The 24,828-nt window shown below is 67.9% G+C and carries 23 protein-coding genes, 1 other RNA gene and 1 pseudogene; 13 read left to right on the top strand and 12 right to left on the bottom strand.

The features are described 5' to 3' along the window. Positions 1-234 precede the first annotated feature (234 nt). Positions 235-2,169, bottom strand: coding sequence for a DEAD/DEAH box helicase (locus XarjCFBP7645_RS00605; protein ID WP_104535849.1), 1,935 nt, complete (start codon positions 2,167-2,169; stop codon positions 235-237). Between the two features lie 171 nt (positions 2,170-2,340). Here XarjCFBP7645_RS00605 and XarjCFBP7645_RS00610 point away from each other — a divergent pair. The 3 genes and pseudogenes from XarjCFBP7645_RS00610 to XarjCFBP7645_RS21575 form a co-directional block, all read left to right on the top strand. After that, a pseudogene (locus XarjCFBP7645_RS00610) lies at positions 2,341-2,517 on the top strand (sigma factor); the annotation flags it as partial. Positions 2,518-2,806: 289 nt separating this feature from the next. Continuing rightward, the gene (locus XarjCFBP7645_RS00615; RefSeq protein ID WP_104535850.1) at positions 2,807-3,049 is read left to right on the top strand and encodes an RNA-binding S4 domain-containing protein; all 243 of its coding nucleotides are present in this window, start codon (positions 2,807-2,809) and stop codon (positions 3,047-3,049) included. Next, positions 3,046-3,366 carry a hypothetical protein gene (locus XarjCFBP7645_RS21575; protein ID WP_104535851.1) on the top strand — a complete coding sequence of 107 codons (321 nt, stop codon included), beginning with the start codon at positions 3,046-3,048 and terminating at the stop codon, positions 3,364-3,366. Before XarjCFBP7645_RS00615 ends, XarjCFBP7645_RS21575 begins: the two co-directional genes overlap by 4 nt. Before the next feature lie 196 nt (positions 3,367-3,562). Here the strand turns inward: XarjCFBP7645_RS21575 and ubiM are convergent, their stop codons facing one another. The 6 genes from ubiM to XarjCFBP7645_RS00650 form a co-directional block, all read right to left on the bottom strand. After that, positions 3,563-4,741: a 5-demethoxyubiquinol-8 5-hydroxylase UbiM gene (gene ubiM / locus XarjCFBP7645_RS00625; RefSeq protein WP_104536692.1), complete on the bottom strand. Its 1,179-nt coding sequence runs from the start codon at positions 4,739-4,741 to the stop codon at positions 3,563-3,565. 31 nt (positions 4,742-4,772) lie between these two features. Continuing rightward, a non-coding RNA gene (locus tag XarjCFBP7645_RS00630) (sX9 sRNA) lies at positions 4,773-4,848 on the bottom strand. A gap of 202 nt (positions 4,849-5,050) precedes the next feature. Beyond that, a complete protein-coding gene (locus tag XarjCFBP7645_RS00635; protein WP_104535852.1) occupies positions 5,051-5,452 on the bottom strand; it encodes an MAPEG family protein in 402 nt (133 codons plus the stop codon). Positions 5,453-5,477: 25 nt separating this feature from the next. Further along, positions 5,478-5,987, bottom strand: coding sequence for a DUF4019 domain-containing protein (locus XarjCFBP7645_RS00640; protein WP_104535853.1), 510 nt, complete (start codon positions 5,985-5,987; stop codon positions 5,478-5,480). A 150-nt stretch (positions 5,988-6,137) separates the two neighbouring features. Further along, on the bottom strand, positions 6,138-6,386 hold the full coding sequence (locus tag XarjCFBP7645_RS00645) for a hypothetical protein (protein ID WP_104535854.1): 249 nt from the start codon (positions 6,384-6,386) through the stop codon (positions 6,138-6,140). Positions 6,387-6,450: 64 nt separating this feature from the next. Beyond that, on the bottom strand, positions 6,451-7,632 hold the full coding sequence (locus XarjCFBP7645_RS00650) for a hypothetical protein (RefSeq protein WP_104535855.1): 1,182 nt from the start codon (positions 7,630-7,632) through the stop codon (positions 6,451-6,453). A gap of 148 nt (positions 7,633-7,780) precedes the next feature. Here XarjCFBP7645_RS00650 and XarjCFBP7645_RS00655 point away from each other — a divergent pair, with 148 nt between their 5' ends. Genes XarjCFBP7645_RS00655 through XarjCFBP7645_RS00670 form a run of 4 tightly spaced genes read left to right on the top strand, consistent with a single transcriptional unit; the run spans position 7,781 to position 12,508 of the window. Further along, complete coding sequence (locus XarjCFBP7645_RS00655) at positions 7,781-9,244, top strand: AlkA N-terminal domain-containing protein (RefSeq protein WP_104535856.1); 1,464 nt, start codon at positions 7,781-7,783, stop codon at positions 9,242-9,244. Continuing rightward, on the top strand, positions 9,241-9,786 hold the full coding sequence (locus XarjCFBP7645_RS00660) for a methylated-DNA--[protein]-cysteine S-methyltransferase (protein WP_104535857.1): 546 nt from the start codon (positions 9,241-9,243) through the stop codon (positions 9,784-9,786). The genes XarjCFBP7645_RS00655 and XarjCFBP7645_RS00660 overlap by 4 nt, the downstream gene beginning before the upstream one ends. 36 nt (positions 9,787-9,822) lie before the next feature. Then, positions 9,823-11,124: an ectonucleotide pyrophosphatase/phosphodiesterase gene (locus XarjCFBP7645_RS00665; protein ID WP_104535858.1), complete on the top strand. Its 1,302-nt coding sequence runs from the start codon at positions 9,823-9,825 to the stop codon at positions 11,122-11,124. Positions 11,125-11,167: 43 nt separating this feature from the next. Then, on the top strand, positions 11,168-12,508 hold the full coding sequence (locus tag XarjCFBP7645_RS00670; protein ID WP_104535859.1) for a chloride channel protein: 1,341 nt from the start codon (positions 11,168-11,170) through the stop codon (positions 12,506-12,508). A gap of 258 nt (positions 12,509-12,766) precedes the next feature. On the opposite strand, the gene XarjCFBP7645_RS00675 is transcribed toward XarjCFBP7645_RS00670, so the two are convergent. Both XarjCFBP7645_RS00675 and XarjCFBP7645_RS00680 read right to left on the bottom strand, forming a co-directional pair. Further along, the gene (locus tag XarjCFBP7645_RS00675) at positions 12,767-12,949 is read right to left on the bottom strand and encodes a 30S ribosomal protein THX (RefSeq protein ID WP_016904806.1); all 183 of its coding nucleotides are present in this window, start codon (positions 12,947-12,949) and stop codon (positions 12,767-12,769) included. A gap of 136 nt (positions 12,950-13,085) precedes the next feature. Continuing rightward, the gene (locus XarjCFBP7645_RS00680; RefSeq protein ID WP_104535860.1) at positions 13,086-13,502 is read right to left on the bottom strand and encodes a MerC domain-containing protein; all 417 of its coding nucleotides are present in this window, start codon (positions 13,500-13,502) and stop codon (positions 13,086-13,088) included. A 162-nt stretch (positions 13,503-13,664) separates the two neighbouring features. Between XarjCFBP7645_RS00680 and XarjCFBP7645_RS00685 the strand changes: the two genes are divergently transcribed. The 3 genes from XarjCFBP7645_RS00685 (at position 13,665) to XarjCFBP7645_RS00695 (ending at position 18,982) form a co-directional block, all read left to right on the top strand. Continuing rightward, the gene (locus tag XarjCFBP7645_RS00685; protein WP_104535861.1) at positions 13,665-15,731 is read left to right on the top strand and encodes a TonB-dependent receptor; all 2,067 of its coding nucleotides are present in this window, start codon (positions 13,665-13,667) and stop codon (positions 15,729-15,731) included. A gap of 154 nt (positions 15,732-15,885) precedes the next feature. Beyond that, positions 15,886-16,212, top strand: a complete 327-nt coding sequence (locus tag XarjCFBP7645_RS00690; RefSeq protein WP_258079484.1) for a hypothetical protein — start codon at positions 15,886-15,888, stop codon at positions 16,210-16,212. Positions 16,213-16,606: 394 nt separating this feature from the next. Beyond that, positions 16,607-18,982 (top strand): TonB-dependent receptor, encoded by a 2,376-nt coding sequence (locus XarjCFBP7645_RS00695; RefSeq protein WP_104535862.1) that lies wholly within the window; start codon positions 16,607-16,609, stop codon positions 18,980-18,982. Positions 18,983-19,341: 359 nt separating this feature from the next. Here XarjCFBP7645_RS00695 and XarjCFBP7645_RS00700 read toward each other — a convergent pair whose 3' ends face one another. Next, positions 19,342-20,373, bottom strand: coding sequence for an aldo/keto reductase (locus XarjCFBP7645_RS00700; protein ID WP_104535863.1), 1,032 nt, complete (start codon positions 20,371-20,373; stop codon positions 19,342-19,344). 11 nt (positions 20,374-20,384) lie between these two features. Here XarjCFBP7645_RS00700 and XarjCFBP7645_RS21825 point away from each other — a divergent pair, with 11 nt between their 5' ends. Continuing rightward, the gene (locus tag XarjCFBP7645_RS21825; protein WP_258077210.1) at positions 20,385-20,519 is read left to right on the top strand and encodes a hypothetical protein; all 135 of its coding nucleotides are present in this window, start codon (positions 20,385-20,387) and stop codon (positions 20,517-20,519) included. A 7-nt stretch (positions 20,520-20,526) separates the two neighbouring features. Here XarjCFBP7645_RS21825 and XarjCFBP7645_RS00705 read toward each other — a convergent pair whose 3' ends face one another. Further along, a complete protein-coding gene (locus XarjCFBP7645_RS00705) occupies positions 20,527-21,744 on the bottom strand; it encodes an MFS transporter (RefSeq protein ID WP_104535864.1) in 1,218 nt (405 codons plus the stop codon). A gap of 101 nt (positions 21,745-21,845) precedes the next feature. Here XarjCFBP7645_RS00705 and XarjCFBP7645_RS00710 point away from each other — a divergent pair, with 101 nt between their 5' ends. Then, positions 21,846-22,760 (top strand): LysR family transcriptional regulator, encoded by a 915-nt coding sequence (locus XarjCFBP7645_RS00710; RefSeq protein ID WP_104535865.1) that lies wholly within the window; start codon positions 21,846-21,848, stop codon positions 22,758-22,760. 709 nt (positions 22,761-23,469) lie between these two features. Here XarjCFBP7645_RS00710 and XarjCFBP7645_RS00715 read toward each other — a convergent pair. Continuing rightward, complete coding sequence (locus XarjCFBP7645_RS00715) at positions 23,470-23,673, bottom strand: hypothetical protein (protein ID WP_104535866.1); 204 nt, start codon at positions 23,671-23,673, stop codon at positions 23,470-23,472. A gap of 234 nt (positions 23,674-23,907) precedes the next feature. Here XarjCFBP7645_RS00715 and XarjCFBP7645_RS00720 point away from each other — a divergent pair, with 234 nt between their 5' ends. Beyond that, a complete protein-coding gene (locus tag XarjCFBP7645_RS00720; protein WP_104535867.1) occupies positions 23,908-24,816 on the top strand; it encodes an AraC family transcriptional regulator in 909 nt (302 codons plus the stop codon). Positions 24,817-24,828: the final 12 nt, after the last annotated feature.

The raw sequence follows: 24,828 nt of genomic DNA on the forward strand, positions 1-24,828 counted from the left end.
TGCGCCCGGTGGGCGCCTGAAGGCAGTAACGGCCGCAACGGCGCAGGCTGTATGGCAGCGCCCGCTTGGACGCGATCGAGGCAGGAACTTAGCTCGGCTAACGCGATGCCACCGGCAATCTCCGCCATGTCGGCACGTGACGCCTGCATGCCGATATGCACCAACTGGCATAACGACTGCAGCGACCGGCCGCGTGGGCCGGACGACCGCACGCAACCGGATTGTCAGCGGCGCTTACTCGCCGCGGGGCTTGGGCGGGCCCTTGCGATGCGGCGCGCCGGCGCGGTCCATCAGACGGTTCGGGCCATTCGGGCGGCCGGACGGCCTGCCCCCCCGCGGGAAGCGCGGCTTGGACGGCGATGCGGCCGCCTCGCCTTCTTCCAGCTTGCGCATGTTGAGCTGCTGGCCGGACACCCAGACCTTCTTCAGGTGCGTCAGCAGCTCGCGCGGCATGTCGGCCGGCAGGTCCAGGATCGAATAGTCGTCCTGGATGTCGATACGGCCGATGTAGCGGCTTTCCAGGCCGGCTTCGTTGGCGATCGCGCCGACGATGTTGGCCGGTTTCACGCCGTGGGTGTGGCCCACTTCGATGCGGTAGCTCTCCATGCCGAACTCCGGCTCGCCACGCGGGGCAACCGGATCGCGACGCGGACGCTCGGCGCCCGCGCCGTCATCGCCAAACGCCGGACGTTCCGCACGCGGCGGGCGTGCAGCGCGCTCGCCATCGGCACGCGGGCCACGTTCGAACTTCGGCTCGAAGCGCGGACGCTCTCCACGATCGCTGCGGTCGCCGCGCTCGTTGCGCTCGCGCGGTGCTAATTCCTCGCGCGCGCCACGCACCGGCGGGGTCAGCAAAAACGGCGCATCGCCCTGCAGCAACTTGGCCATCGCCGCGGCGATATCGATCGCCGGCACGTTGTTCTCGCCCTCGTAGCGCTGCAGCAGATCGCGATACATGTCGATCTGGCCACCGGCCAGGGTCTCGGTGATGCGGGTCATGAAACGTGCCACGCGGGTATCGTTGACCGCATCCACGCTCGGCAGCTGCATTTCTTCGATCGGCTGACGGGTGGCGCGCTCGATCGAGCGCAGCATGCCCTTTTCGCGCGGGGTGACGAACAGGATCGCGTCGCCGTTGCGGCCGGCACGGCCGGTACGGCCGATGCGGTGCACGTAGCTTTCGGTGTCGTACGGGATGTCGTAGTTCAGCACATGGCTGACCCGCTCCACGTCCAGGCCGCGCGCGGCCACGTCGGTGGCGACCAGGATGTCGAGCTTGCCGTCCTTGAGCTGGGCGATGGTCTTCTCGCGGGCGGCCTGCTGCATGTCGCCATTGATGGCCGCCGCGGCCATGCCGCGTGCCTGCAGCTTCTGCGCCAGCTCTTCGGTGGCGGCCTTGGTGCGCGCGAAGATGATCATGCCGTCGAACGGCTCGACCTCCAGGATGCGGGTCAGCGCGTCCAGCTTGTGCAGGCCGCTCACCCACCAGTAGCGCTGGCGGATATTGGCCGAGGTGGTGGTCTTGGCCGCTATGGTGACTTCGGCCGGGTCCTTGAGATAGGTCTGTGCGATGCGACGGATCGCCGGCGGCATGGTCGCCGAGAACAGCGCCACCTGGCGCTTCTCCGGCAACTTCTTCAGCACCGCTTCGACGTCGTCGATGAAGCCCATGCGCAGCATTTCGTCGGCTTCGTCCAGCACCAGCGTCTTGAGCTGGGACAGGTCGAGCGTGCCGCGGTCCAGGTGATCGATCACGCGGCCTGGAGTGCCGACCACCACATGCACGCCGCGCTTGAGCGCGCTCAGCTGCTGTGCGTAGGGCTGGCCGCCGTAGACCGGCAGCACGCGGAAGCCGGGAATGGCCTCGGCATATTTCTGGAACGCCTCGGCGACCTGGATGGCCAGCTCGCGGGTCGGGGCCAGCACCAGCGCCTGCGGCTTGAGCTGGTTGAGGTCGGCATTGGACAGCACCGGCAGCGCGAACGCGGCGGTCTTGCCGGTGCCGGTCTGCGCCTGGCCGAGCACGTCGCGACCGGACAGCAGCGCAGGAATGGTGGCGGCCTGGATCGGCGACGGCGACTCGTAACCGACGGCGGCAACCGCCTTCATCACAGCGTCTGAGAGGCCGAGGTCTGCAAACAGCAGCGGCGCGGGAGATTCTTGGGTCATTGGGTAACTCCGGAGGCGCCGCACGGAGCCGGCAGGCGCAAAGCAGCATAGTGTGCGCCCTGAGGCCCCCTGCTGTCGAAATTTCCGTGACAGTCCATTCAGGTTGTAAGGATCCGCCCGCTGCGGCAAACCATCTCCTGACCCTTGTCATCCCCCCATCCGGCCGGAGCCATGTCCCTGGAAACAGACCTGCACACCCGCTTCAACGCCTTGCTGCAGCGGCACCGCGGCATCGTCCTGAAGGTCGCGGCCAGCTATTGCTGGAATCCGGACGACCGCGCCGAGCTGGCGCAAGACATCACCGTGCAGTTATGGCGCGCGTTCCCAGGCTACGACGCCGGCCGGCGGCTCGGCTATCGACGGCTGCAGCGCAGGCGCCATCCGTGGCTGGAGCGCATCGACAACGCGCATGCCGGGCCCGGCGTCGTGCGTGCCGAAAGCATGCTGGACGAGATTGCACGTTTTCGACGCGAATGACCGGGCCGACGCCGCGCGACGACTCCCGAGTAATGGATGCCGGCCGTGCGCCGGCATAGCGGTGCTGTAACGACTCCAACTGCCGGCGCTGCATCTGGCACGGTGGTGTTGTCGGCTGCGACGGGCGGATAATCGCGGTCTTCCTGTTACCGAGCGCACCATGCAATTTCTGGAATTCGACCTGGACGGCGAGTACATCGAACTCAACCAGTTGCTCAAGCTGGCAGGTATTGCCGACAGCGGCGGCCAGGGCAAGGCGATCGTCGCCAGCGGCGCGGTCAGCGTCGATGGCGTGCAGGAACTGCGCAAGACCGCCAAGATCCGCCCCGGCCAGCGCGTGCAACTGGACGATGTGGAAATCCGCGTGCTGGCGCTGGACCCCGATGCGGAGCCGGCAGAATGAGCGTGGTGGAAGTCAGCTGGCGCAACAACGCGCCCTCGGCTGAAGACCCGGACCACGATGTCTATATTTTCTCGATCGACGCCGATTCACCCAAGCCGTTCTGGTTCGAGCAGTCGATCCGTGGCGGTCACGCCGAGCGCGGCGGTTGCAGCATGCTTGCCTTGCACGAGCTGGAAGGCTGGCGCGGCGATTGGCGCGCAGACGTGACCAAGGCTGGCTGCGCCTGGGTGATTCCACTGCTGGAACAGGCCCTGCGCAGCGGCGATGCGCGCACCGCGATCGATGCGATTCTTGCGCGGATAAACGCGCCGGCCTGATGGCCGCGTGCCCGACTGCGGCGCGCCTGATGACAGCCGAGCCGACCGAGCCCACCCGATTGCCGCACGAGCACCTGCGAACGGGCCGCTGACCGCCTTGCCCGCCCACGCGTCGAACAGCGTTGCAGGCCAGTGCGCATGAGGAACACAGCGCAGCGCTGCACGCACTGCGCCTCCCCGCTCCCACGTCGATAGGTCAAACGCTGCGCTGGGTCAGATGCGCCGCGATCGCCTGCTTGAACGGGGCCACCGCCTGCGCCGCGCGCAAGGCACCACGTCGCAGCAGGCGGGCCGGCGCACGGTCGTCGGTGTACAGCGCGGCCAGTGCATTGGTCGCTTCGTAGAGCGGTCGCGTCGCCAGCCGGTGCGCCCGCTCGTACCCCTGCAGCAACGCCGCAGCACCGATGTCGCGCCCGGCGGCGGCAGCGGCGCACACACGCTCGGCCAGGCGCGCCTGGCTCTGCAATCCAAAATTGAAGCCATGCGCAGTGACCGGGTGCATACCCACCGCGGCATCGCCGATCAGCGCGGCACGCTCGGCGATAAAGCGTTGCGCATAGGCCGCCACCAGCGGATAGGCATGCCGGCTGCCGTCCTGCTGCATCGGCCCGAGCCGATGCTCGAACGCCTCGGTCACCGCCGCACTGAAGTCCGCCGCCTCCATCGCCAGCAACGCCTCCACCTGTCGCGGCGGCAGGGTCAGCACCGCACCGGCACGATTGCCCTGCAGCGGCAGCAACGCCAGCGTCTTCCCATAGCCAAACCACTCCCATGCGGCATGCCGGTGCGGCAGCGCATGCCGCATCCGGCACACCAGCATGGTCTTGCCGAAATCCCGCAGCTGCGCGCCGATACCGAGCAGGCGCCGGGTGCTGGAAAAGCGGCTGTCGGCCGCCACCAGCAGGCGCGCCGACACGGTTTCCCCATCGGATAACTGCAGCACCACGCGGCCGTGCTCCTGCTGCACGGCCTGCAGCGTGCAGGCGCAACGGATCTCCAACGCAGCTTGCGCCTGCACCGCCTGCCAGGCCGCGCGACGGATCAGATGATTGGGCACCAGCCAGCCCAGATCGCCGGCACCACGCGCCGAGGCGGCGAAGGTCAGTGCGAAGTGCGAATGCCCGTCCATGACGCGTGCGTCGCGCAGCGGCGAGATCGCATCGGCGGGAAACTGCTGCCAGATGCCCAGTTGCTCCAGCAATGCACGCGAGGCATGGGTCAGCGCGATTTCGCGTCCGTCGAAGGCCGGCTCGGCCAGTTGCGTGCGCGGCTGCTGGTCGACCACCAGCACCGACAAGCCACTGCCGGCCAACGACCGCGCAAAACACAGGCCGACCGGCCCGGCACCAATGACTGCGATATCCACCGATTGCATGCCGCTCTCCTTCACCGCCGATACCTAGAGAAGCTAACAAAACGCGGCGTGCAGCGGTCAGGTGGATACGATCGGCGCGGAGAAACCGGACTATACGCCTGGCCCGTGCCGCACCGAGCACGCCCGCCTGGCGCTGAGCGCGGCAGTCTTGATAGTGGTCGTGAGTCTAGCGGCAGTGGTGTCGGCCGGACTTGATCAGGATCAAGCAGCGACCGGAACAGTGGCCCACCGCAGTCGCGGGCGCGCAACTTATCGCTGCGTTTTCTCAGTCATGACACCACCGGCTGCGCGCACGCAGTCTGGCGCACGTCACCAGCCCAGCAACGCCCGCACCAGTTTGACGATGCCCCACAACGACACCACCCAGATTGCGCTACGCAGATAGGGAATGCCTGCCGCATACGCCGGCACGTAAGCCACGCGCGCCCATAGATACAGCTGCACGCCCAGGGCAGTGTCTGCACTGGTACGGCCGGCGATGCTCACCGCCAGTACCGCAGCGGCGAAGATCGGGAACGTCTCCTGATAATTGCGGAAGGCACGATCCAGCCGCGCGGCGACGCCGGTCAACGGCTTGGGCTCGCCATCGCGCGCGCTGGCGTTCCACTTGGTCCCGCGCTGGGCGGTCATGCTGGCCGAGGCCGCCAGCAGTTGCACCAGACCGAGCACCATGGCCCAGCCCAGCATCTGCAGTTCGATCGTCAGTTCCACGTTGGTCTCCCGATGAGCCGCAGCATCACTTGACCGACGCGCGCAGGCTGTAACCGGCGAGCCGCCAGGTCTTGTCTTCGTCCAGACGGAACGACACCAGCTCGCGCACCGGCTGCTGCGCCTTGGCAAAACGGGTCGGGAAGCTGACGTTGATGTACAGGCCTTCGGGCACCTGCGCGCCGGCGGCGTATTTGACCCGCGTCACCGAGCCCTGCCCGCGCCCGACCACCGGCCCCAGGCGCGCGCGCTCTGCGCCGATCTGGGTCACGAAGACATCGCGTTTGACCGCGGTCTTGGCGACGCTGGATGCGCCATCCCACAGCGAGGCCACCTGGTTGGCATCGACCATCTGCGCCACCCGCAATGCCGCCTGGGTCATCTCGGTATTCTGTTTGACCAGTTGCGCCTGCTGCGCCGGGCTGGCCGCGGGTGCCGCCTGGGGAGTTGCGGCCGGACGTGCAGCGGTCTGCGGCTGTTGTGCCAGGACCAGCGAGGGAGCCAACAGCAGCGCGGCAAGCAGACGAGGACGGAACATGGGGCAGATGACCTTGTGCGTAGCAAACGGATGGGAACCACCGCAGGGTTCGCGGCGGGTGCGGCAGTTTAAGACCTGCGCTGCATATTGAGGTGAGTGTGCAGCGACGCGCGAGCCGGGTGCCGGAAACGCACGCCTGTCACTCGAAAATCAGATGTCGCCGCCGGGCGGAACCGCCGCGACACCGCGCGGTCGCCATAGTCGCCAGCTGATCCACAGCGCGCGGACGACGGCCACGATCAAAGCCACCAGGCTCAGCCATACCGCCAGCGTCGCCGGCCACTGCACCTGCCTGGCCGCAGCGATCATCTGCAGCAGTTCGGCCACGCCAAATCCGGCCAGCACCAGCAGCGCCGATGGCAGATATGCCAGCGCTACGCCTTTCGTCTTCCCAAGCATGCCGCCCCCCGGCTCCGTGATATGCCGCGACCATAGGCAGCCGGCAGTGCGGTGCGTGTGAAGCTCAGCCCTCGCCCTGGGCCGGCTCCGACGCGGGCTCGGCAGCCGACTCTGCCGCCGGTGCCGCGGTTGGCGCTGCGGCGGACATTCCCGGCGCTGCCTCGGTCGCCGCCGCGGCCTGCGGCGCGGCGCTGGCCGGCAGCGCGGCGGCATCGGTTTCGGCCAGCGGGCTTTCTTCCGGGCAGGCCGCATCCGGGAAGCCGAAGCGCTGCTTCAAGGCCAGGCCGCAGGCGTTGACCGCCTCCAGATCGGCGCCCTCGCCCTTGCAGCGCTGATCGAAGGCGACCAGAAACGCGTCCTTGCGGCGCACGAAGGCATCGCCGCACTTGCGCATCTGGCGGATGCGCTCCAGGTCGTCCTGCACCGCGTTGGTGCCATCCAGCCCGTACTCGCGCAGCTCGTCCATCGTCAGCAGGCGCAGGCTGCGGTTGGGCACGGTCATCATCAGGTCGGCCACCGCCACGGCCACGCCGTTGCGCTCCAGATAATCCTTGACGTTGCCATAGACCTCGCGCAACTCGCGATTGAGTTCCGCGCGCGAGGTGGCCTTGGAACTGATCCGCATCATGCGGTGGATGCCGACCTTGCCGGCCACCAGCCGGTTGTCGCCTGCGGCCAGCACGAACACGCAGGCGCTGTGGCAGATCGAGCCTTCGCGCACCCAGATCGTCCAGTTGGATTCGCCGATGACATCGCCGGCGCGAATCGCCGCTTCCACCTGCCCGCCGCTGGAATCCAGATCCAGGATGCGATGCGGCAACTGCAGCTGCTCGGCCACTGCGGCCAGCCGCCACACCAATGCGGCGAAGCCGGCGTTGATCTTGCCGGCATAGCGCACCCGCAGCAGGCCGGTGTCGCGGCACGGCGCCAGCGCCGCCTCCACGCTGGCCCGGTCCAGCGCCGGCAGCAACGTGCCGTCGCCGGCTTCGCTGCTGTAATCGGTGGCGCAACTGATCCAGGCCTTGCCCGCGTCCAGCTCCGCCTGCGGCCAGCCGGCTTCGCCAGCCTGTGCACGCGGCCGCGGCGGCGGCGCCGGCTCGGGCGTATCCACCGACACCATATGGTCGCCATCGCCCTGCCCCGCGCCACTCTGCTGCGTCGCGGCGGCATCGGCCGAGGTACCGGTGCGGTCGCAGGCCGCCAGCGCCAGCACGCATGAAAGGGACAGGCAGAGCAGTTTCAGCATGATGTCAGGCAACGGACCGCGACGGGGATCACCCTCAGTCTATGGCTGAATGGGCGAAGCGTTTGACCCTGCCATGAACGCACAGGCCCGGCGCAGCCCTGTCCGAAAACGGCCAGCCGACGCCGGGGCGAGCGCATAGACTGGCGCCATGCAGACCGCCACGCCCGACCGACTCCAATGCGACCGCGCCCGTCTGGCGCGCGACGCACGCTTCGACGGGCTGTTCTTCACCGCGGTGCGCAGCACCGGCATCTACTGCCGCCCGGTCTGTCCGGCGCCCCCGCCCAAGCCGGGCAACATCAGCTATTACCCCAGCGCGGCGGCAGCCAGTGCCGCCGGCTACCGCCCCTGCCTGCGCTGCCGCCCCGAGCTGTCGCCGCAGGCGCAGCAGCACCTGGGCGAGGAGAGCGTGCAGCGCGCACTGGCGATGATTGCCGACGGCGCCCTGCTGGAGCAGCCGGTGCAGACCCTGGCCGACGCGGTGGGCCTGAGCGCGCGCCAGTTGCAGCGGCAGTTCGTACAGCAGCTCGGTGCCACCCCGATCCAGGTGCACGGCACGCGCCGGCTGCTGCTGGCCAAGCAGTTGCTGACCGAGACCGCATTGCCGGTTACCGAGGTCGCGCTGGCGGCCGGCTTCAACAGCCTGCGCCGCTTCAATGCCGCGTTCCTGGAAGGCTGCGGGATGCCGCCGTCGGCGCTGCGCAAGCAGCGTGCCGAGGTGCCCGGTGGCGAGTTGACCCTGCGCCTGGGCTATCGCCCGCCGCTGGATCTGCCGGCGATGCTGGCATTTCTGCAGCGCCGCGCGATTCCCGGCATCGAGCAGGTCGACGCCAGCGGCTACCGGCGCGTGATCGGCACACCGGGCAACGCGACGCTGATCGAGGTCAGCGCGGCACCGCAGCGTGCGGAGTTGTTGCTGCGCATCGGCGCGACCGACCCGCGGCAGATTCCGCAGATCGTGCGGCGGGTACGCCGGCTGTTCGACCTGGATGCGGATCTGCAGGCGGTGCACGCCACGCTGGCGGCCGAGCCGCTGCTGGCCGAGGCGATCGCGCGCCGCCCCGGCCTGCGCGTGCCGGGCGGCTGGGACGGCTTTGAAGTGGCCGTGCGCGCCGTGCTGGGCCAGCAGATCAGCGTGGCCGGCGCGGCGACGCTGGCGGCGCGGCTGGTCGATCGGCATGGCGGCCATCATGGGGAGATGCCGCCCGGCCTGGACCGCATCTTTCCGACCCCGGTACAGCTGGCCGAGGCGCCGCTGGAACAACTGGGGCTACCGCGGGCGCGCGCCGCCACGCTGCGTGCGCTGGCCTCGGCGTGCGCGCAAGGGCGGCTGCATTTCGGCGCCGGCCAGCGCCTGCCCGAGTTCGTCGCCGCCTGCACCGCGTTGCCCGGCATCGGGCCGTGGACCGCGCACTACGTCGCCATGCGTGCGCTGTCGCATCCGGACGCGTTTCCGGCCGGCGACCTGATCCTGCAGCAGGTGCTCGGCACGCCCGGGCGCCTGAGCGCGCGTGCCACCGAGGCGCGCTCGCAGGCCTGGCGGCCGTGGCGCGCCTACGCCGTATTGCACCTGTGGCATCTCGCTGTCGATCGCAAGGACACCCGCTCATGAGCACGTTGTATTACGACACCTTCCCTTCGCCGATCGGCGCGCTCAGCGTGGCCGCCGATGCTGCCGGCGTGCACCACATCCTGTTTGCGCAGAACCGCTACGACGCGATCGGCCGCGCGCGTTGGCAGCACGACCCCGATGCGCCGCTGGTGCGCGAGGCACGCGAGCAATTGCTCGACTATCTGCACGGCGGGCGGCGCAGCTTCGATCTGCCATTGGCCCCGACCGGCACGCCGTTTCAGCTGCAGGTCTGGCATACGCTGGCGCAGATTCCGTTCGGGCAGACCTGGAGCTATGCGCAACTCGCGCATGCGGTGGGACGCCCGGCCGCCAGCCGCGCGGTTGGCGCTGCCAATGGACGCAATCCGTTGCCGATCGTGCTGCCCTGCCACCGTGTGATCGGCGCCAATGGCGCGCTGACCGGCTTCGGCGGCGGCCTGCCGACCAAGCAGGCCTTGTTGCAGCTGGAAGGCTGGTCGCCGCGCCAGAGCGCAACTGCCGACGATCTGTTCGCCGCATCTTCCGCAGCCGGCGGGCGCTGACTTCGCGGCGTCATTGTGAGGCCGTAAACTGGGGCGATGATCGATCGACATTTTCTGTTCGCCGCAACCGCGCTCGCGTTGCTCGCGGCCTGTACTTCTCGCCCCCCTTCGCACAGTACGCCACCGCCCGCCCCTGCGGCGCCCGCGCCGGCAGACGCACCGCACAGCGATTTGCCGCACAGCGTGCTGCTGATCTCCATCGACGGGCTGCGCGCGGACATGCTCGATCGCGGCATTACACCGAATCTGTCGCAGCTGGCGCACGACGGCGTACGTGCGCGCTGGATGACGCCGTCGTACCCGTCACTGACCTTCCCCAATCACTACACCCTGGTCACCGGCCTGCGCCCGGATCACCACGGCATCGTGCACAACAGCATGCGCGATGCGACGCTGGGCGGCTTCTGGCTGAGCAAGCAGGACGCGGTCGGCGATGCGCGCTGGTGGGGCGGCGAGCCGCTGTGGGTGGGTGCGGAAACGCACGGCCTGCATGCCGCGACCTGGTCGTGGCCCGGCAGCGAGGCGGCGATCGGTGGCGTGCGCCCCACGCGTTGGCGCCACTACGAAAAAGGCAGCGGTCTGGACGCGCGCGTGGACGAAGTGCGGGGCTGGCTGGCCGCGTCCGGCGCCGCCAGCAACCGCCTGGTCACGCTGTACTTCGAACACGTGGACGAAGCCGGCCACGACCACGGCCCAGAGTCGCGCGAATACGCCGACAACGTGCGTGCGGTGGATGGCGCGATCGGCCGGCTGCTGGCCGGCATGCAGCGCGACGGCACGCGCGCGCGCACCAATATCGTTGTGGTCTCCGACCACGGCATGGCCGAGGTGGCGCCCGGGCATGCGATCAGCGTGGAAGACATGGCGCGGCCGGACATCGCCACTGCCGTGACCGACGGGCAGGTGATCGGCTTTTCGCCATTGCCGGGACAGCAGGCCCGCGCCGAAGCTGGCCTGCTCGGTGCGCATGCGCAGTACGACTGCTGGCGCAAGCCGGAGCTGCCGGCACGCTGGCACTACGGCACGCATCCGCGCATTCCGCCGATCGTGTGCCAGATGCACGAAGGCTGGGATGCACTGTTCCCGGACAAACTGGCCAAGCGCCCGCGCGATCAGATGCGCGGTTCGCACGGCTTCGATCCGGCGCTGCCCTCGATGCGTGCAGTGTTCCTGGCGCAGGGCCCGGACCTGGCGCAGGGCAAGACATTGCCGGGTTTCGACAATGTCGATGTGTATGCGCTGATGACCCGGCTGTTGGGCATTCCCGCCGCCCCCAACGATGGCAATCCCGCCACGTTGCTGCCGGCCTTGCGCGCGCCGCCGGCTGCCACACACTGAGTGACGCGTCGCGGCCGCGCTGCGTCGATGCGACAATCGCGCCATGCCTGCTCCTGCCCCCTCGCCGCGCCGGCTCCGGCTGCGGCCGTTGTTGTCCAGCGAAGGCTGGCGTCGTCGCGCCGCACTCTGGGGTGGCGCGATTGCAGTGGCGCTGGTGGCGATCGTGTTCGCCAAGGCCAGCGACGCCGCCTTCCAGTTGTTTCAGCGCATCACCGCGCATTCGATCTGGTGGGCGCTGCTGCTGACGCCGGGCATCTTCGCCCTGCTGGCCTGGCTCACCTCCGGCGCAATGCGGCCCACGCGTGGCAGCGGCATCCCGCAGGTCATCGCGGCACTGGAACATGACGACGCGGCATTCCGCCAGACCAATCTGTCGCTGCGCGTGTCGCTCGGCAAGCTCGCCCTGACCACCTTGTCGCTGCTCGGTGGCGCCTCGGTGGGACGCGAAGGCCCCACCGTGCATGTCGGCGCCAGCCTGATGCATGTGTTCGGGCGCTGGTTCGGGTTTCACGATCCGCGCGAGCTCTCGCATTTTCTGCTTGCCGGCGGCGCTGCCGGTATCGCCGCGGCGTTCAACACGCCGCTGGCCGGGGTAGTGTTTGCGATCGAGGAATTGAGCGGGCGCTTCGAGCACCGCTTCTCCGGCACCTTGCTGACCGCGGTGATCGTCGGCGGCGTGGTGTCGCTGGGTCTGTTGGGTAACTACACCTACTTCGGCAAGGTGGCGGTGGCCTTGCCGCTGGGCCAGGCGTGGCTGGCGATCGCGCTATGCGGCAGCGTGGCTGGCCTGCTCGGCGGCATCTTCGCGCGCCTGGTGCTGGCCAGTGCCGGCGGCAAGCCGCGCTGGCTGGCGACGCTGCGCCGGCGCCATCCGGTGCTGCTGGCCGCGCTGTGCGGGGTGCTGCTGGTCGGCCTGGCACTGCTGTTCGGGCAAGGCGCGTTCGGCACCGGGTACGAGCAGGCGCGCAGCCTGGTGCAGGGCCAGGCGGTGGTCGGCCACGAATTCGGACTGGTGAAGCTGGTGGCCAATCTGGTCTCGTACCTGGCCGGCATTCCGGGCGGGCTGTTCTCGCCAGCGCTGGCGGTGGGCGCCGGCATCGGCCACAACCTGTCGGTGCTGATGCCGGGCGTGGACCCGCGTACCTTCGTGCTGCTGGGCATGTGCGCATACCTGACCGGCGTGACCCAGGCGCCGTTGACCTCGGCGGTGATCTCGCTGGAACTGACCGACACCCGCCAGATGCTGTTGCCGATCCTGGCCACCGTGCTGATCGCGCGCGCCATGTCTGCGCTGGTGTGCAAGACGCCGCTCTATCGTGGCCTGGCCGAACAGTTGCTGGCGCCGACGCCGACACACCCACCGACCACTGCGGCGACGCACTGACCACCCCACGCGGGAAAGCGGCGCAGGGCCGGTGGACCGCACGGTGCAGATGCCGGCCATGCCACCGCACACTCCGGATGGCGCTGTGACGCCCTGCGCCAACGGGACGCCAGCGGCGCGCGCGCCTTGCCGGTTAGACGCCAGCCGGTGGCGACCCGGCTGGTGGGGCAAGCACTGCATTACGCGTCTGCGCCGATGCCAGGCATAAAAAAACGCGGCGCAAGCGCCGCGTTCTGCTGTCGCGAAGCGGGCGAAGGATCAGCCGGCCTTGGCAACGGTCTTCTTGGCGACAGCCTTCTTGGCCGGGGCCTTGACCACGCCCTTCTTGGCGACCGGGGCAGCTGCACCCACGACAACCTTGCTCACCGCGTGCGAACGCGAATTGCCGTAGCTGGAATTGTAGCGCTTGCCCTTGGCGGTCTTGCGGTCACCCTTACCCATGTTCGTCGACTCCTGAATGTGAATGCTGAATACAAAATCCCCGTGCTGAACACGGGTCTGGCGAGGTTTACGCCGGCGGCGCCCTCGCGCAAGGCCGGCAAGCCTACCACGTAGGCCCCGGCCCGCGCAGCCCGGGCTAGTGTGCGCAGCTGGCGTCGTGGACGTGGGCGTGCCCGTGGTTCAGACGCAGATTGACCAGGTGGGCGATGCCGACCAGCGCACCACCGAGCGTCATCACCACCGCATGCGGCACCACCGCGTGGTGCAAGGGGTCGTAGAGCAAGCCGGCCCACAGCAGCAGCAAGCCCGGCAGCAACAGCGCCAGCGCATGCAGCGCCTTGTGGCGGCGATACCCCAATACCAGGCTAAACAAGCCCAGCAGCGTCACGAACACCACGACGGCCAATTCGACCCCATCGCCCAGCCAGAACGACAAGCCCAACGAGGGGGCCAGGGCCAGTACCAGCGGCAGCACCGCGCAATGCACGGCGCACAGCAGCGAACCGGTCGCACCGAAGCGGTCGAGCACATGGCGAAGGGACGGTAGAGGCATGACTTCCAGCAGGGCTCGCGGCGACGTGGAATAATATAACATCTTCCTTGTTCCAGACCCGCACCGCTACATCGCACATGCGAGCGGGTCCTGCCGTCGGCACAGTCGCCAAGCTGCGCCTTATCATTGATATACAGTAACAATCACAGAGTCCGGCCTGCCATGCATCCTCGCCCCGCTTTCTCGTTCCGTCGCTCCACGCTCTCGCTGGCGTTGACCAGCCTGCTGACTCCCGCCCTGGCCATGGCCGAGGACGCGCCGACAGCTGCCGACCCGCAGACCCCGCCCAGCTCGGACACGCGCCACGACGCCACCGCCTCCAGTGGCCGCCATATCAAGGACCTGGACAAGGTCGTGGTCACCGCCAGCCCGCTGCGCGATGCGGCCGGGGAATTGAGCCGCCCGGTCGAGGTGCTGGCCGGCGAGCGTCTGGACGAGGTGCGCAGCGCCAGCCTGGGCGAAACCGTGGCCAGCCTGCCCGGTGTGCAGAGTTCCAATTTCGGCCCCGGCGTCGGCCGGCCGATCATCCGCGGCCTGGACGGCCCGCGCGTGGCGGTGCTGCGCGATGGCCTGTCCAGCCAGGACGTGTCCACGGTCAGCCAGGACCACTCGCCGGCGATCGAGCCGTTCCTGGCCAACCAGATCGAAGTGCTCAAGGGCCCCTCCACGCTGCTGTACGGCTCCGGCGCGATCGGCGGCGTGGTCAACGTGGTCGACGGGCGCATTGCCGAAACCCCGGTAGACGGCTTCAGCGGCCGCGCCGAAGTGCGCTTGGACGGTGGCGACAAGGACGGCAACACCGACATGTTCCGCGTCGATGCCGGCAATGGCAGCGGCCTGTCGATCCACGCCGACGGCGTGTACCGCAACCAGAACGATTACGACACCCCGCAGGGGCGCCAGCTCAACAGCTGGATCGACTCCAAGGTCGGCTCGGTCGGCGCCTCGCTGTCCGGCGACTGGGGTTTCGTCGGCCTGTCGGCCTCGCGTTTCCGCGACAACTACGGCAACCCCGGCGAGCCGGGCGATCCGACGATCGGCGAGCGTGGGGTGTCGTTGAAGCTGCAGCAGGACCGCTACGACCTCAAGGGCGGGCTGACCGATCCCTGGGGCGACGGCAGCGCGCTGCGCTACAGCTTCGGCCACACCGATTACGCGCACACCGAGTTCGAAGGCGAAGAAGTCGGCACCGTGTTCACCAAGCGCGCCAACGAAGGCCGCGTGGAAGCATCGTTCACCTTCGGCGGCGGCTGGCAGACCGCGTTCGGCCTGCAGGGCAGCGACACCACCTTCCAGGCGATCGGCGAGGAATCCTTCGTGCCCAAGACCGACACCCGCTCGCTCGGCGTGTTCGGCGTTGCGCGCAACAGCTGGGAGCGCGTCACCGCCGAAGTCGGCGCGCGCGTGGACAAGGTCAAGTACCGCACCGACATCGGCGTGGACCGCGACTTCACCCCGACCAGCTTCTCGGCCAGCGGCGGTTTCCGCTTCAACGAGCAGTGGCGCCTGACCGCCAACCTCGACCATGCCGAACGCGCGCCGGCCGAGGAAGAGCTGTTCGCCGACGGCCCGCACATCGCCACCCTCGCCTACGAGATCGGCGATGCGGATCTGAAGACCGAGAAGGCCAACCAGGCCGAGCTGGGGTTGAACTTCCAGAACGCATGGGTGGATGCCAAGATCGCCGCCTACTACAACCGCTACAACGACTTCGTCTATATCGTCGATACCGGCGGCCAATGGTTCAACGAAGAAGACAACGACTTCCTGCCGATCCGCCAGTGGACGCAGAACGACGCGGTCTTCCACGGCTTCGAGGGCGAAGCCACCTTCCATCTGGCCGATAACGACACCGGCGCGTGGGACCTGCGCGTGTTCGGCGACACCGTGCGTGCGCGCCTGAAGGATGGCGGCAACCTGCCGCGTATCGCACCGGGCCGGGTCGGCGCGCAGATGCGCTGGAACACCGATGCATGGCGCGCCTCGCTCGGCGCCACCCGCACCATGAAGCAGGACAAGGTGGCGGTGAACGAGACCCCGACCGACGGCTATACATTCGTCGATGCGCATCTGGCCTACCACGTGGACCGCGGCAGCAACGCGTGGGAAGTGTTCCTGGACGGCAACAACCTGACCAACCAGGACGCACGCGTGCACACCTCCTTCCTCAAGGACGATGTGATGCTTCCCGGCCGCAGCGCCTCGTTCGGCGTGCGCCTGTTCTTCTGACGGTAGCTCTCTCCCGCCGTCATAAGCGAGGCCGCCTTCGGGCGGCCTCGTCATGTCCGGCATCGGGACCGCTGGTCTCGGTGCGCTGCAATGCCGCACGTACCGGCATGCAGATGGCAGTCCTGCGCCGCATCGGCCGCAGCAACGAGTCGAGGTGCTGCGTTGCACGGGCCGGCTCGAGACGCCGCTGACGTTCTACTTGTTCGCCGCGGCACTGGGCTTCACCTGGCTGGGCACGGTGCCGCCGACAGCAGGCTTGATCGGCAAGCTGTTCAGCCCGCGCTACCTCGGCACCCTGTTCGGCCTGGCCTTGTTGTCGCACCAGACCGGTGGCTTCTTCGGGGCGTGGCTGGGCGGGCTGGCGCTGGAACGCTTCGGCGATTTCAGCTGGATGTGGTACGCCGACATGCTGCTGGCAGTCATCGCCGCACTGATCAACCTGCCGATCCGCGAAACGGCGCCAGGACGCGCAGCAGCGTAAAGCGGACGCAAGCGCGTGCCCGCCTGGCATAAGGTAAAGCACCGTGCGTGGTGTCTCGCATGACATGCGTAAAGGCCATCGTGCTGCCGCGATGGATCGCATCGCCTGCGCTGTGGCGCGCATTGAAACAGCGCCACACGCAGCCCGATGTCGACGCAGCTGCCATGCGCACATGCCGCTAGCGCCGTGCTGCAGTGAACGATGGCGAGCCCGTTGGCTGCAGCTTGCCGCGGCGCACAACAGCTTTTGCCGGCAACTCCGTTAGAACAACACCGCGACGTGTGTCGCCGCGTTGCGTAACCGGCCTCTATCACGTGCTGCCGGCCACCCTTTGACGACGCATGCACGATGCGCGCATTGCCGCCAGCTGCGACGCCATCTCAGGAGAGCTTTCATGACCTCATCGATGCCCCGCTATGCACTGTCCCTTGCCATCGGCACATTGCTTGCGCCCGTTGCGCATGCGCAATCCTCAACCGCGGAGCCTCGCAGCGAGGCCACCACGTTGGATGCAGTGATCGTCAGCGGCACCGCGCGCTTCAAGGGCCTGGCCAAGCGCGATGCCAGCTTCTCGATCACCACTGCCAGCCCGGAGCAGATCCAGCAGGCCGTGCCGCAGAGCACTGCAGACCTGCTGAAGATCGTGCCCGGCGTATGGGCCGAGCCCAGCGGCGGCGGCACCGGTGCCAATATCTTTGTGCGCGGCATGCCGTCCGAGGGCGATGCGCCGTTCGTGACCATGCAACTGGATGGCTCGCCGCTGTTTCCGCCGCCGACCCTGTCGTTCCTGGAGAATTCCACGCTGCTGCGCGTCGACGACACGGTCGAGCGCATGGAGGTGTTGCGTGGCGGCTCCAGCCCGATCTTCTCCAACGGCCAGCCGGGCCTGACGGTCAATTTCATCCAGAAAAAAGGCCAGGACGAGCCCGAAGGCAGCGTGCGCCTGACCGGCGGCAACAACGCGCTGCGCCGCATCGATGTGTTCAACAGCGGGCCGATGGGCAATGGCTGGTACTACAGCGTGGGCGGTTTCTTTCGCCAAACCGATGGCGTCCGCGACCCGCAGTTCTCCGCCGACAAGGGTGGCCAGTTCAGCGCCACCTTGAGCAAGCGTTGGGACAGTGGCGAGCTGTCGTTCTACGCGCGGCATACCGACGACAACAATGCCTTCTACACCGCCATTCCGCTGCTGTCGCGCAACAACGGCAACGACCTGTCCAGTTTTCCCGGCTTGAATGCGCAGACCGGCACCCTGCTCGGCCGCGACTTCCGCAATGTCGACCTGCTGGTCGGGCCGGATGGACAGACCATCCGCCGCGACCTGGCCGACGGACGCGGCGTCAACATCGATGTGTTCGGCGGCGAATTGAACTGGGAAACCGGCGGCTGGACCATCGCCGACCGCTTCAACGTGATGAGCGGCAGCGCGCCGACCTATGCGTTGTTCACCGGCGATGCGCCGCAGCGCCTGGGCGATTTCATCGCCGGCTACGGCAGCAGCGGCACCGCGACGTACACCAATGGCGGCGGCGTGGTCGATCCGAATCAGCAGGTGCTCGAAGCCGGCTGGTGGTCGGTGGACAAGCGCCTGAATTCGCTCACCAACGACCTGCGCCTGAGCCGCGAATTGTTTACTGGCAATACGCTTACCGTGGGTGCGTATTACGCCAGGTACTCCTCGGCCGACACCTGGTACCTGGGCAACACCATGCTGCTCACCGCGCAGAACAACGCACGCCGTATCGATCTGGCGCTGGACAACGGCCAGCAGGCCACGCGCCAGGGCTTCACCAGCACCGCGTTCTTCAACCTGCGCGCCAACTACGATGGCGAGAACATCGCCGCCTTCGTCGCCGACGAATGGGAGCTCAACGCGCGGCTGCGTCTGGACCTGGGCGCCCGCTACGAGCGCCAGAGCGTCACCGGCGATGTGCACGACACCGCCACCGTCGATCTGGACGGCAACCCGGACACGCTGTACGACAACGCCACCTCGCTGGCGCTGGCCAGCACGCGCCGCATCGACCAGGACGATGAGGCGTTTTCCTGGACGGCGGGCCTGAACTTCACGCTCGATACGCGCAACAGCCTGTTCGCACGCGTCAACTCGGGCGTGAAGTTTCCCGGCTTCGACAATCTGCGCGATGGCCAGAATCGCGTGCAGGAAGTGGATCAGTACGAACTCGGGCTCAAGTCCGGTGCCGGCAGCTACGACCTGTACCTGACCGCGTTCTACAACACCTTCAAGAACTCGCCGTTCCAGGCGTTTTTGGCCAATGGCGAAAACTTCACCACCGTGGGCGACGCGCGTGCGCGCGGGCTGGAAGTGGAAGGCGCAATTCGCCCGTTCGGCGGCTTCGAGCTGGCCGGCACCGGGGTGTGGCTGGATGCGAAGTACCGCAACTACCGCGAGTTCACCGGCAACCAGGTGATGCGCCAGCCCAAGCGCCAGTTCCGCATCACGCCCAGTTATTACTGGATGCTGCCGTTCGGCGACCTGAAGGTGTTTGCCACCTATTCCTACATCGGCGATCGCTTTGCGGACCTGGCCAACAGCCAGCGGCTGCCGTCCTACGACATGCTCGACATTGGCGCCAATCTGCATGTGGGCGAACACTGGGAAGTGACCGCCAGCGGCAGCAACGTCACCGACACGCTGGGCCTGACCGAAGGCAATGTGCGCGTGCCGGGTGCTGCGACCGGCGGCGTGTTCATGGGCCGGCCGATCGCTGGACGGCAGTATCAGATGTCGGTGGCGTATCGCTGGTAAGCAAGCCAAGGCGTCGTTCCGCGCGGCAGTCCAGGGCCGTCGCGCGGTCTACGTGTGGGCGCACTGCCACGTCCTCGAACGCGCAACGTGGAAACACAGACACACTGCATGCCTGCCTCTGGCAGCCGGTCAGCCGTTACCCCGTCGCAGCCATTCGACTGCTGTGCTTTCTCATCGCCAGCATCGGCCGCGCAACCGCGCACAGCGGGGCCGATCGACGACCTGTCGCATCCGCCGTTCAACCCGGGTGCGCTCTTTCGGCTCTTTCGAGGCATAAGGGTGCCCTATCCCGAGGTAATTCCGCGCGCGGCACGGCCGTTGTGATGCGGCCCTTGTGATGCCGCTCTCGTGATGCCGCACTACACCGGCAGCGGGCTGCGTTCGGCAAAGTGCCCGCGCCAGTACGGGTAATACGGATACGGCGGCTCCACCGCGCTCACCGCATCCAGGCGCGCACGTTGCTCGTCCGTCAGCGACCACCCCACCGCGCCCAGGTTCTGGCGCAGCTGCGCTTCGTCGCGTGCGCCGATCAGCACCGTGCTCACGGTGGGCCGTTGCAGCAGCCAGTTGATGGGGATCTGCGGCACGCTGCGGCCGGTCTCTTCGGCAATCGCGTCGAGCACATCGACGATGTCGAACAGGCGCTCGTCGCTGATCGCCGGCCCGGCGGCAGCGGTGGCGTGCAGGCGACTGTGTTCGGGCAACGCCTGGCCGCGGCGCAGCTTGCCGGTCAGACGCCCCCAGCCCAGCGGACTCCACACCACCGCGCCCACGCCCTGGTCGATGCCCAACGGCATCAGCTCCCATTCGTAATCGCGCCCGGCCAGCGAGTAGTAGGTCTGGTTGGCGACAAAGCGGCTCCAGCCCTGCGCGTCGGCCACCGCCAACGACTTCATCAGCTGCCAACCGGCGTAGTTGGACGCGCCCAGGTAGCGCACCTTGCCGGCGCGGACCAGCGCATCGAGCGTGGACAGGGTTTCTTCCACCGGGGTCATCGCGTCGAAGGCATGCAGCTGCAGCAGATCGATATAGTCGGTACGCAAGCGTCGCAACGAGGCATCCACCGCACGCAACAGGCGGAAGCGCGAGGCGCCGGCGTCGTTGGGACCATCGCCCAGACGCAGACCGGTCTTGGTCGAGAGGATCACCTGATCGCGGCGGCCCTGCAGCGCCTGGCCGAGAATCTCTTCAGAGGCGCCGTCCGAATACACATCGGCGGTGTCGAACAGGTTCAGGCCCGCCTCCAGGCACAGATCGATCATGCGCCGCGCCTGCGCCACATCGGTATCGCCCCATGCGGAAAACAGCGGCCCCTTGCCGCCAAAGGTGCCGGCCCCCAGACCCAGCACCGGCACCTTGAAACCGGAACGGCCGAGAAAACGTGTGTCCATCGCAATGCTCCTTGAAACCGAAAGAAAATCCGCGCGCCGTGCCGGCCGATCCGGCAACGCGCGACACCGGGCGCGACGATCCGCTCGCCGACCACCTGCGCGATCGCGCAGGTAGCCGGCTGCGCGGCCACTGCGCTCATGCCTAAGAACGAATCAACCGGCCTGCGCGCACACGCCCGGTGCGGCGGCACGCCGGCGTTGCAGCTGCACGCTCCACAACGCAATCCCCAGGCCGAGCGCGCTCAACAGCGTGGCGACCCACGGGGTGGCGACCAGCCCGGCGCGCGTGGCGATCACCACACCGCCCAGCCAGGCGCCCAGCGCATTGCCCAGATTGAACGCGGCGATATTGAGACTGGAGGCCAGGTTCTGGCCGGCACCGCGTGCATGCTCGAGCACGCGCAACTGCAGCGGCGCCACGGTGGCGAAGGCGGCCACGCCCAGCAGCCCGACGAACACCACCATCGCGGTCTTGATGTGCAGCACCAGGCCCATCGCGGCGAGCACCAGCACCAACGCCGCCAGGCTGCCCAGCAAGGCGGCGGTGGGGCGCCGGTCGGCCAGACGCCCGCCCAGCAGATTGCCCGCGATCATGCCGACGCCGAAGACCAGCAACACCGGCGACACCGCCGTCTGCGCGAAACCGCTCACGTCCACCAGCAACGGCTGGATATAGGTGAACACCGCGAACACACCGGCATAGCCCACCACCGTGATTGCCAGCGCCAGCAGCACCTGCCCGCGCCCCAGCACCGCCACTTCCTGGCGCCACGACACCGGCGCGGCCGCGCCTGCGTTCGCCGGCACCCACAACGCCACTGCGGCCGTGGCCAGCACGCCGACGATCGCAACCGCCCAGAACGTCGCCCGCCAGCCCAGCTGCAGGCCCAGCCAGGCGCCGGCCGGCACGCCCAGTAGCGTGGCCACGGTCAGCCCGGCAAACATCAGCGAGATCGCCGACGCACGGCGCTCGGCCGGGACCAGCGAGGTCGCCACCACCGCGCCCACGCCGAAGAAGGTGCCGTGCGCCAGCGAGGTCAGCACGCGCGCAACCATCAGGCCGGTGTAATCCGGCGCCAGCGCGCAGGCCACGTTGCCCAGGGTGAAGATCGCCATCAGCCCGACCAGCACCGCCTTGCGCGGCAGCCGTGCACTGGCCAGCGTCAGCACCGGTGCCCCGACGAACACGCCCAGTGCATAGCCGCTGATCAGCAGGCCGGCGGCGCTGAGCGACACGCCCAGGTCGGTGGCCACCTGCTGCAGCAGGCCCATGATCACGAACTCGGTGGTGCCGATGCCGAAGGCACCGATGGTCAGCGCCAGCAGCGCTGGGGGAAAACGCGGACAACGCGCGGAAGCGGACGTGGACATGGACATGGACCAGGGAAGACAACCCACAGCCTGCGCTCCGGCGTCCTAAGCAAAAACCCCTGCTATCCTGATTCACTATCAACCAATCGTTGAGAATCGTAATGGACCGCATCGGCGATATCGCCCTGTTCCTGCGCGTGCTCGATTCCGGCTCGATCACCGCCGGTGCGCGCAGCCTGGACCTGTCGGTAGCGGTCGCCAGCCAGCGCCTGAAGCGGCTGGAACGCGACCTGGGCGTGCGCCTGCTGCACCGGACCACGCGCCGGCTGCACCCGACCCCCGAAGGCCAGCGCCTGGCCGAGCGCGGCCGCGTGCTGGTGCAGGATCTGGGTGCGCTGGCCGACGATCTGCGCGAGAGCGCACATGCGGTCGGCGGCATCCTGCGCATGACCATGTCGGCCTCGTTCGGGCGGCAGTACGTGTCGCCGTTGCTGCCGGAATTCCAGGCCCGCCATCCGCGCGTGCACATCAGTGCGCACCTGAGCGACGACCTGGTGGACCTAGTCAAGCAAGGCTTCGACCTGGCGATCCGCATCGGCCCGCTGGACGACTCCGGGCTGGTGGCGCGGCGCATCGCCGACAACCGCCGCACCCTCGCCGCCTCGCCCGATTACCTGCAGCGCCATGGCACCCCGCGCACGCCGGACGACCTGGCCGGGCATGCCGGGGTGCTGCTGATGGGCCGCGACGGCCGCCAGGACGTGTGGCCGTTGCAAACGCCGGAGGGCGGCCTGGTACGCGTCCGCATGCAAAGCCGCTTCGAGAGCAATTTCGGTGAGTTGATCCGCGATGCAGCCGTCGCCGGCCAAGGCATCGCGTTGCATTCGTACTGGCATATCGCCGAGGAACTGCGCAACGGCCGATTGGTCGAAGTGCTCCCCGATTACCCGCCGCCAACCTCGCAGATCAACGCGGTGATGCCGGCGCGCCAGCTGCAGCCGCCGCGTGTGCGTGCATTCGTGGATTTTCTGCAGGAACGCCTGGGCGAAGTGCCGCCGTGGGAGCTTGGCGGTTGAACGCGAGCGCGCTGGTCGCTTCGGCCGATCCTTGCTGGACGCAGCCCGATGCGTGGCTGCTAATCAACATCTTGGTTGGTTGGTGGCTGGATGGCACGTTGCAAGACGGAGAGCCGATATGGGTTTGCGGATAGATCAGCTGTAAGGCAGCGATCTGCAGCTTGGCGGCAGGGCCCCTGCCCGCCCACCATCGCAGGACACGCCGCAAGTACGTCCTTGTAGGCTCTTACGCGGCATCCATGCCGCGTAAGGTTCCGCGACGGTGAGCGGGCAAGGATCTGTCTGGATGGTCGGTGTGCACAATTAAGAGCAGTGCCTGCTGCGCGTTGTTTGATGCCGGTGCGCCAGCTCAACGCCCGATGCATCTCTAGCGACAACCAGGCGGGATGGTCGGTGCGCATGGGCAAGCGCAGGACGTACTATGCATTTTGGATAGCGATGTACCTGCGCGGCCCAACAGTCAACGACCAATGCACGTCGCGCGACAGGCAGCTCTTATGCGAGCGCCGACCACCTTTCAGGTGCGGTGTCCTCGCCGGTTGCGGGACCCTTGGCGGCATGGATGCCGCCAAGGAGCCTCAGCGGACGGATTCACGGCGTGTCCCGCAAGTGGTGAGGGCACCGCGCACTCGACTGACCGATCAACGCGGCGCCTGTGGTCATACGTTGCGGCCATCGCTACAACGTCAGAGGGTTTTGGTTGGCGCTCTTAGCGCCCCGCACGCAGCAAGCGCCTGTGCAACCCACGCCGCTGCGCTTCGCTGAGCAGATGCCCATGCGTGTTCAACAATCCCAGAATCTGCTGATGCGCTTGTGCCGTGCGGCGCGCAAGTTCGGCCGTGGCGGCAGTCTCGAGCGCCTTCCAGTCGGCCGGGTTTGCCGGTGCGGGGATGGTCGAACGTTTTGCGGGCATGGGACGGGATGGTCACGGAAACAGACACCCATGATACGGCGCGTATGTGATCGCAAGATCGTGGCTGGCCTGCCGTTTTGAGGCGCCGGGCGCGTGGGCCTGCCCACCTGTGCCGGCACCAACCGGCACTACCTTTGCCCGCCGCTGCTGCGGACATGCGGGCTCCATGACAGTGGGTCTTGTACGATCGACGGCATCGCGGCCAAGCCGCCTGGTACCGCTGCCGAGTCCTGCATGTCCGCATTGACCGAGATGACCGACATCCTGCTGCGCCACGCCCCGGGCGACGGCATGCATGCCACCCGGATTGCCGGATTGCAGATCATGCGCAGCGCCTCGCCGACCGTGTCGGTGCCCACTGTGTATACGCCGATGCTGTGCCTGGTGACGCAAGGCCGCAAGCAGGCGATGCTGGGCGCGGCGGCGTACATCTATCACCCGCAGATGTATCTGGTGGCCTCGGTGGATCTGCCGATCGTCGGTTCGGTGGTGGAGGCCAGCGCCGCGCAGCCGTATCTGTGTTTCTGCCTGGATCTGGACACCGCGGTGCTGAGCGACCTGGCCGTCAGCCACCCGGAGCTGGTCGAGTCGCAGCGCGATGCGGCGCAGGCCGGCTTGTTGCTCAACCACAGCACGGCGCCATTGCAGGACGCTGCAGTGCGGCTGGCGCGTCTGCTCGACCAGCCGCAGGAGATCGCCGCGCTGGCGCCGCTGGTCCTGCGCGAAGTGCTCTATCGCCTGATGGCCGATCCGGCCAATGCGGTGGTGCGCCAGATGGCCATCGCCGACAGCCGGCTCAACCAGATTTCCAAAGCCATCGTGTGGCTGCGCGAGTATTACGCGCAGCGCTTTCGCATCGAGCAGATCGCCGATCTGTCGGCAATGAGCCGCTCCACCTTTCATGCGCATTTCAAGGCGGTCACCTCGATGACGCCGCTGGAATATCGCTCACAGCTACGCGTGCACGAAGCGCGCCGGCTGATGCTGGCCGAGGCGCTGAACGCCGCCGATGCCGGCTTCCGCGTCGGCTACGAGAGCGCCTCGCAATTCAGCCGCGACTACGCGCGCATTCTCGGCGCACCGCCCGCACGTGACGCACAACGGTTGCGCGCCGGTGCACAGGCTGCGACACAAGCGGCATAAGCCTGTCCGTGC

This window comes from Xanthomonas arboricola, assembly GCF_002940665.1.
GTDB lineage: Bacteria > Pseudomonadota > Gammaproteobacteria > Xanthomonadales > Xanthomonadaceae > Xanthomonas > Xanthomonas arboricola_B.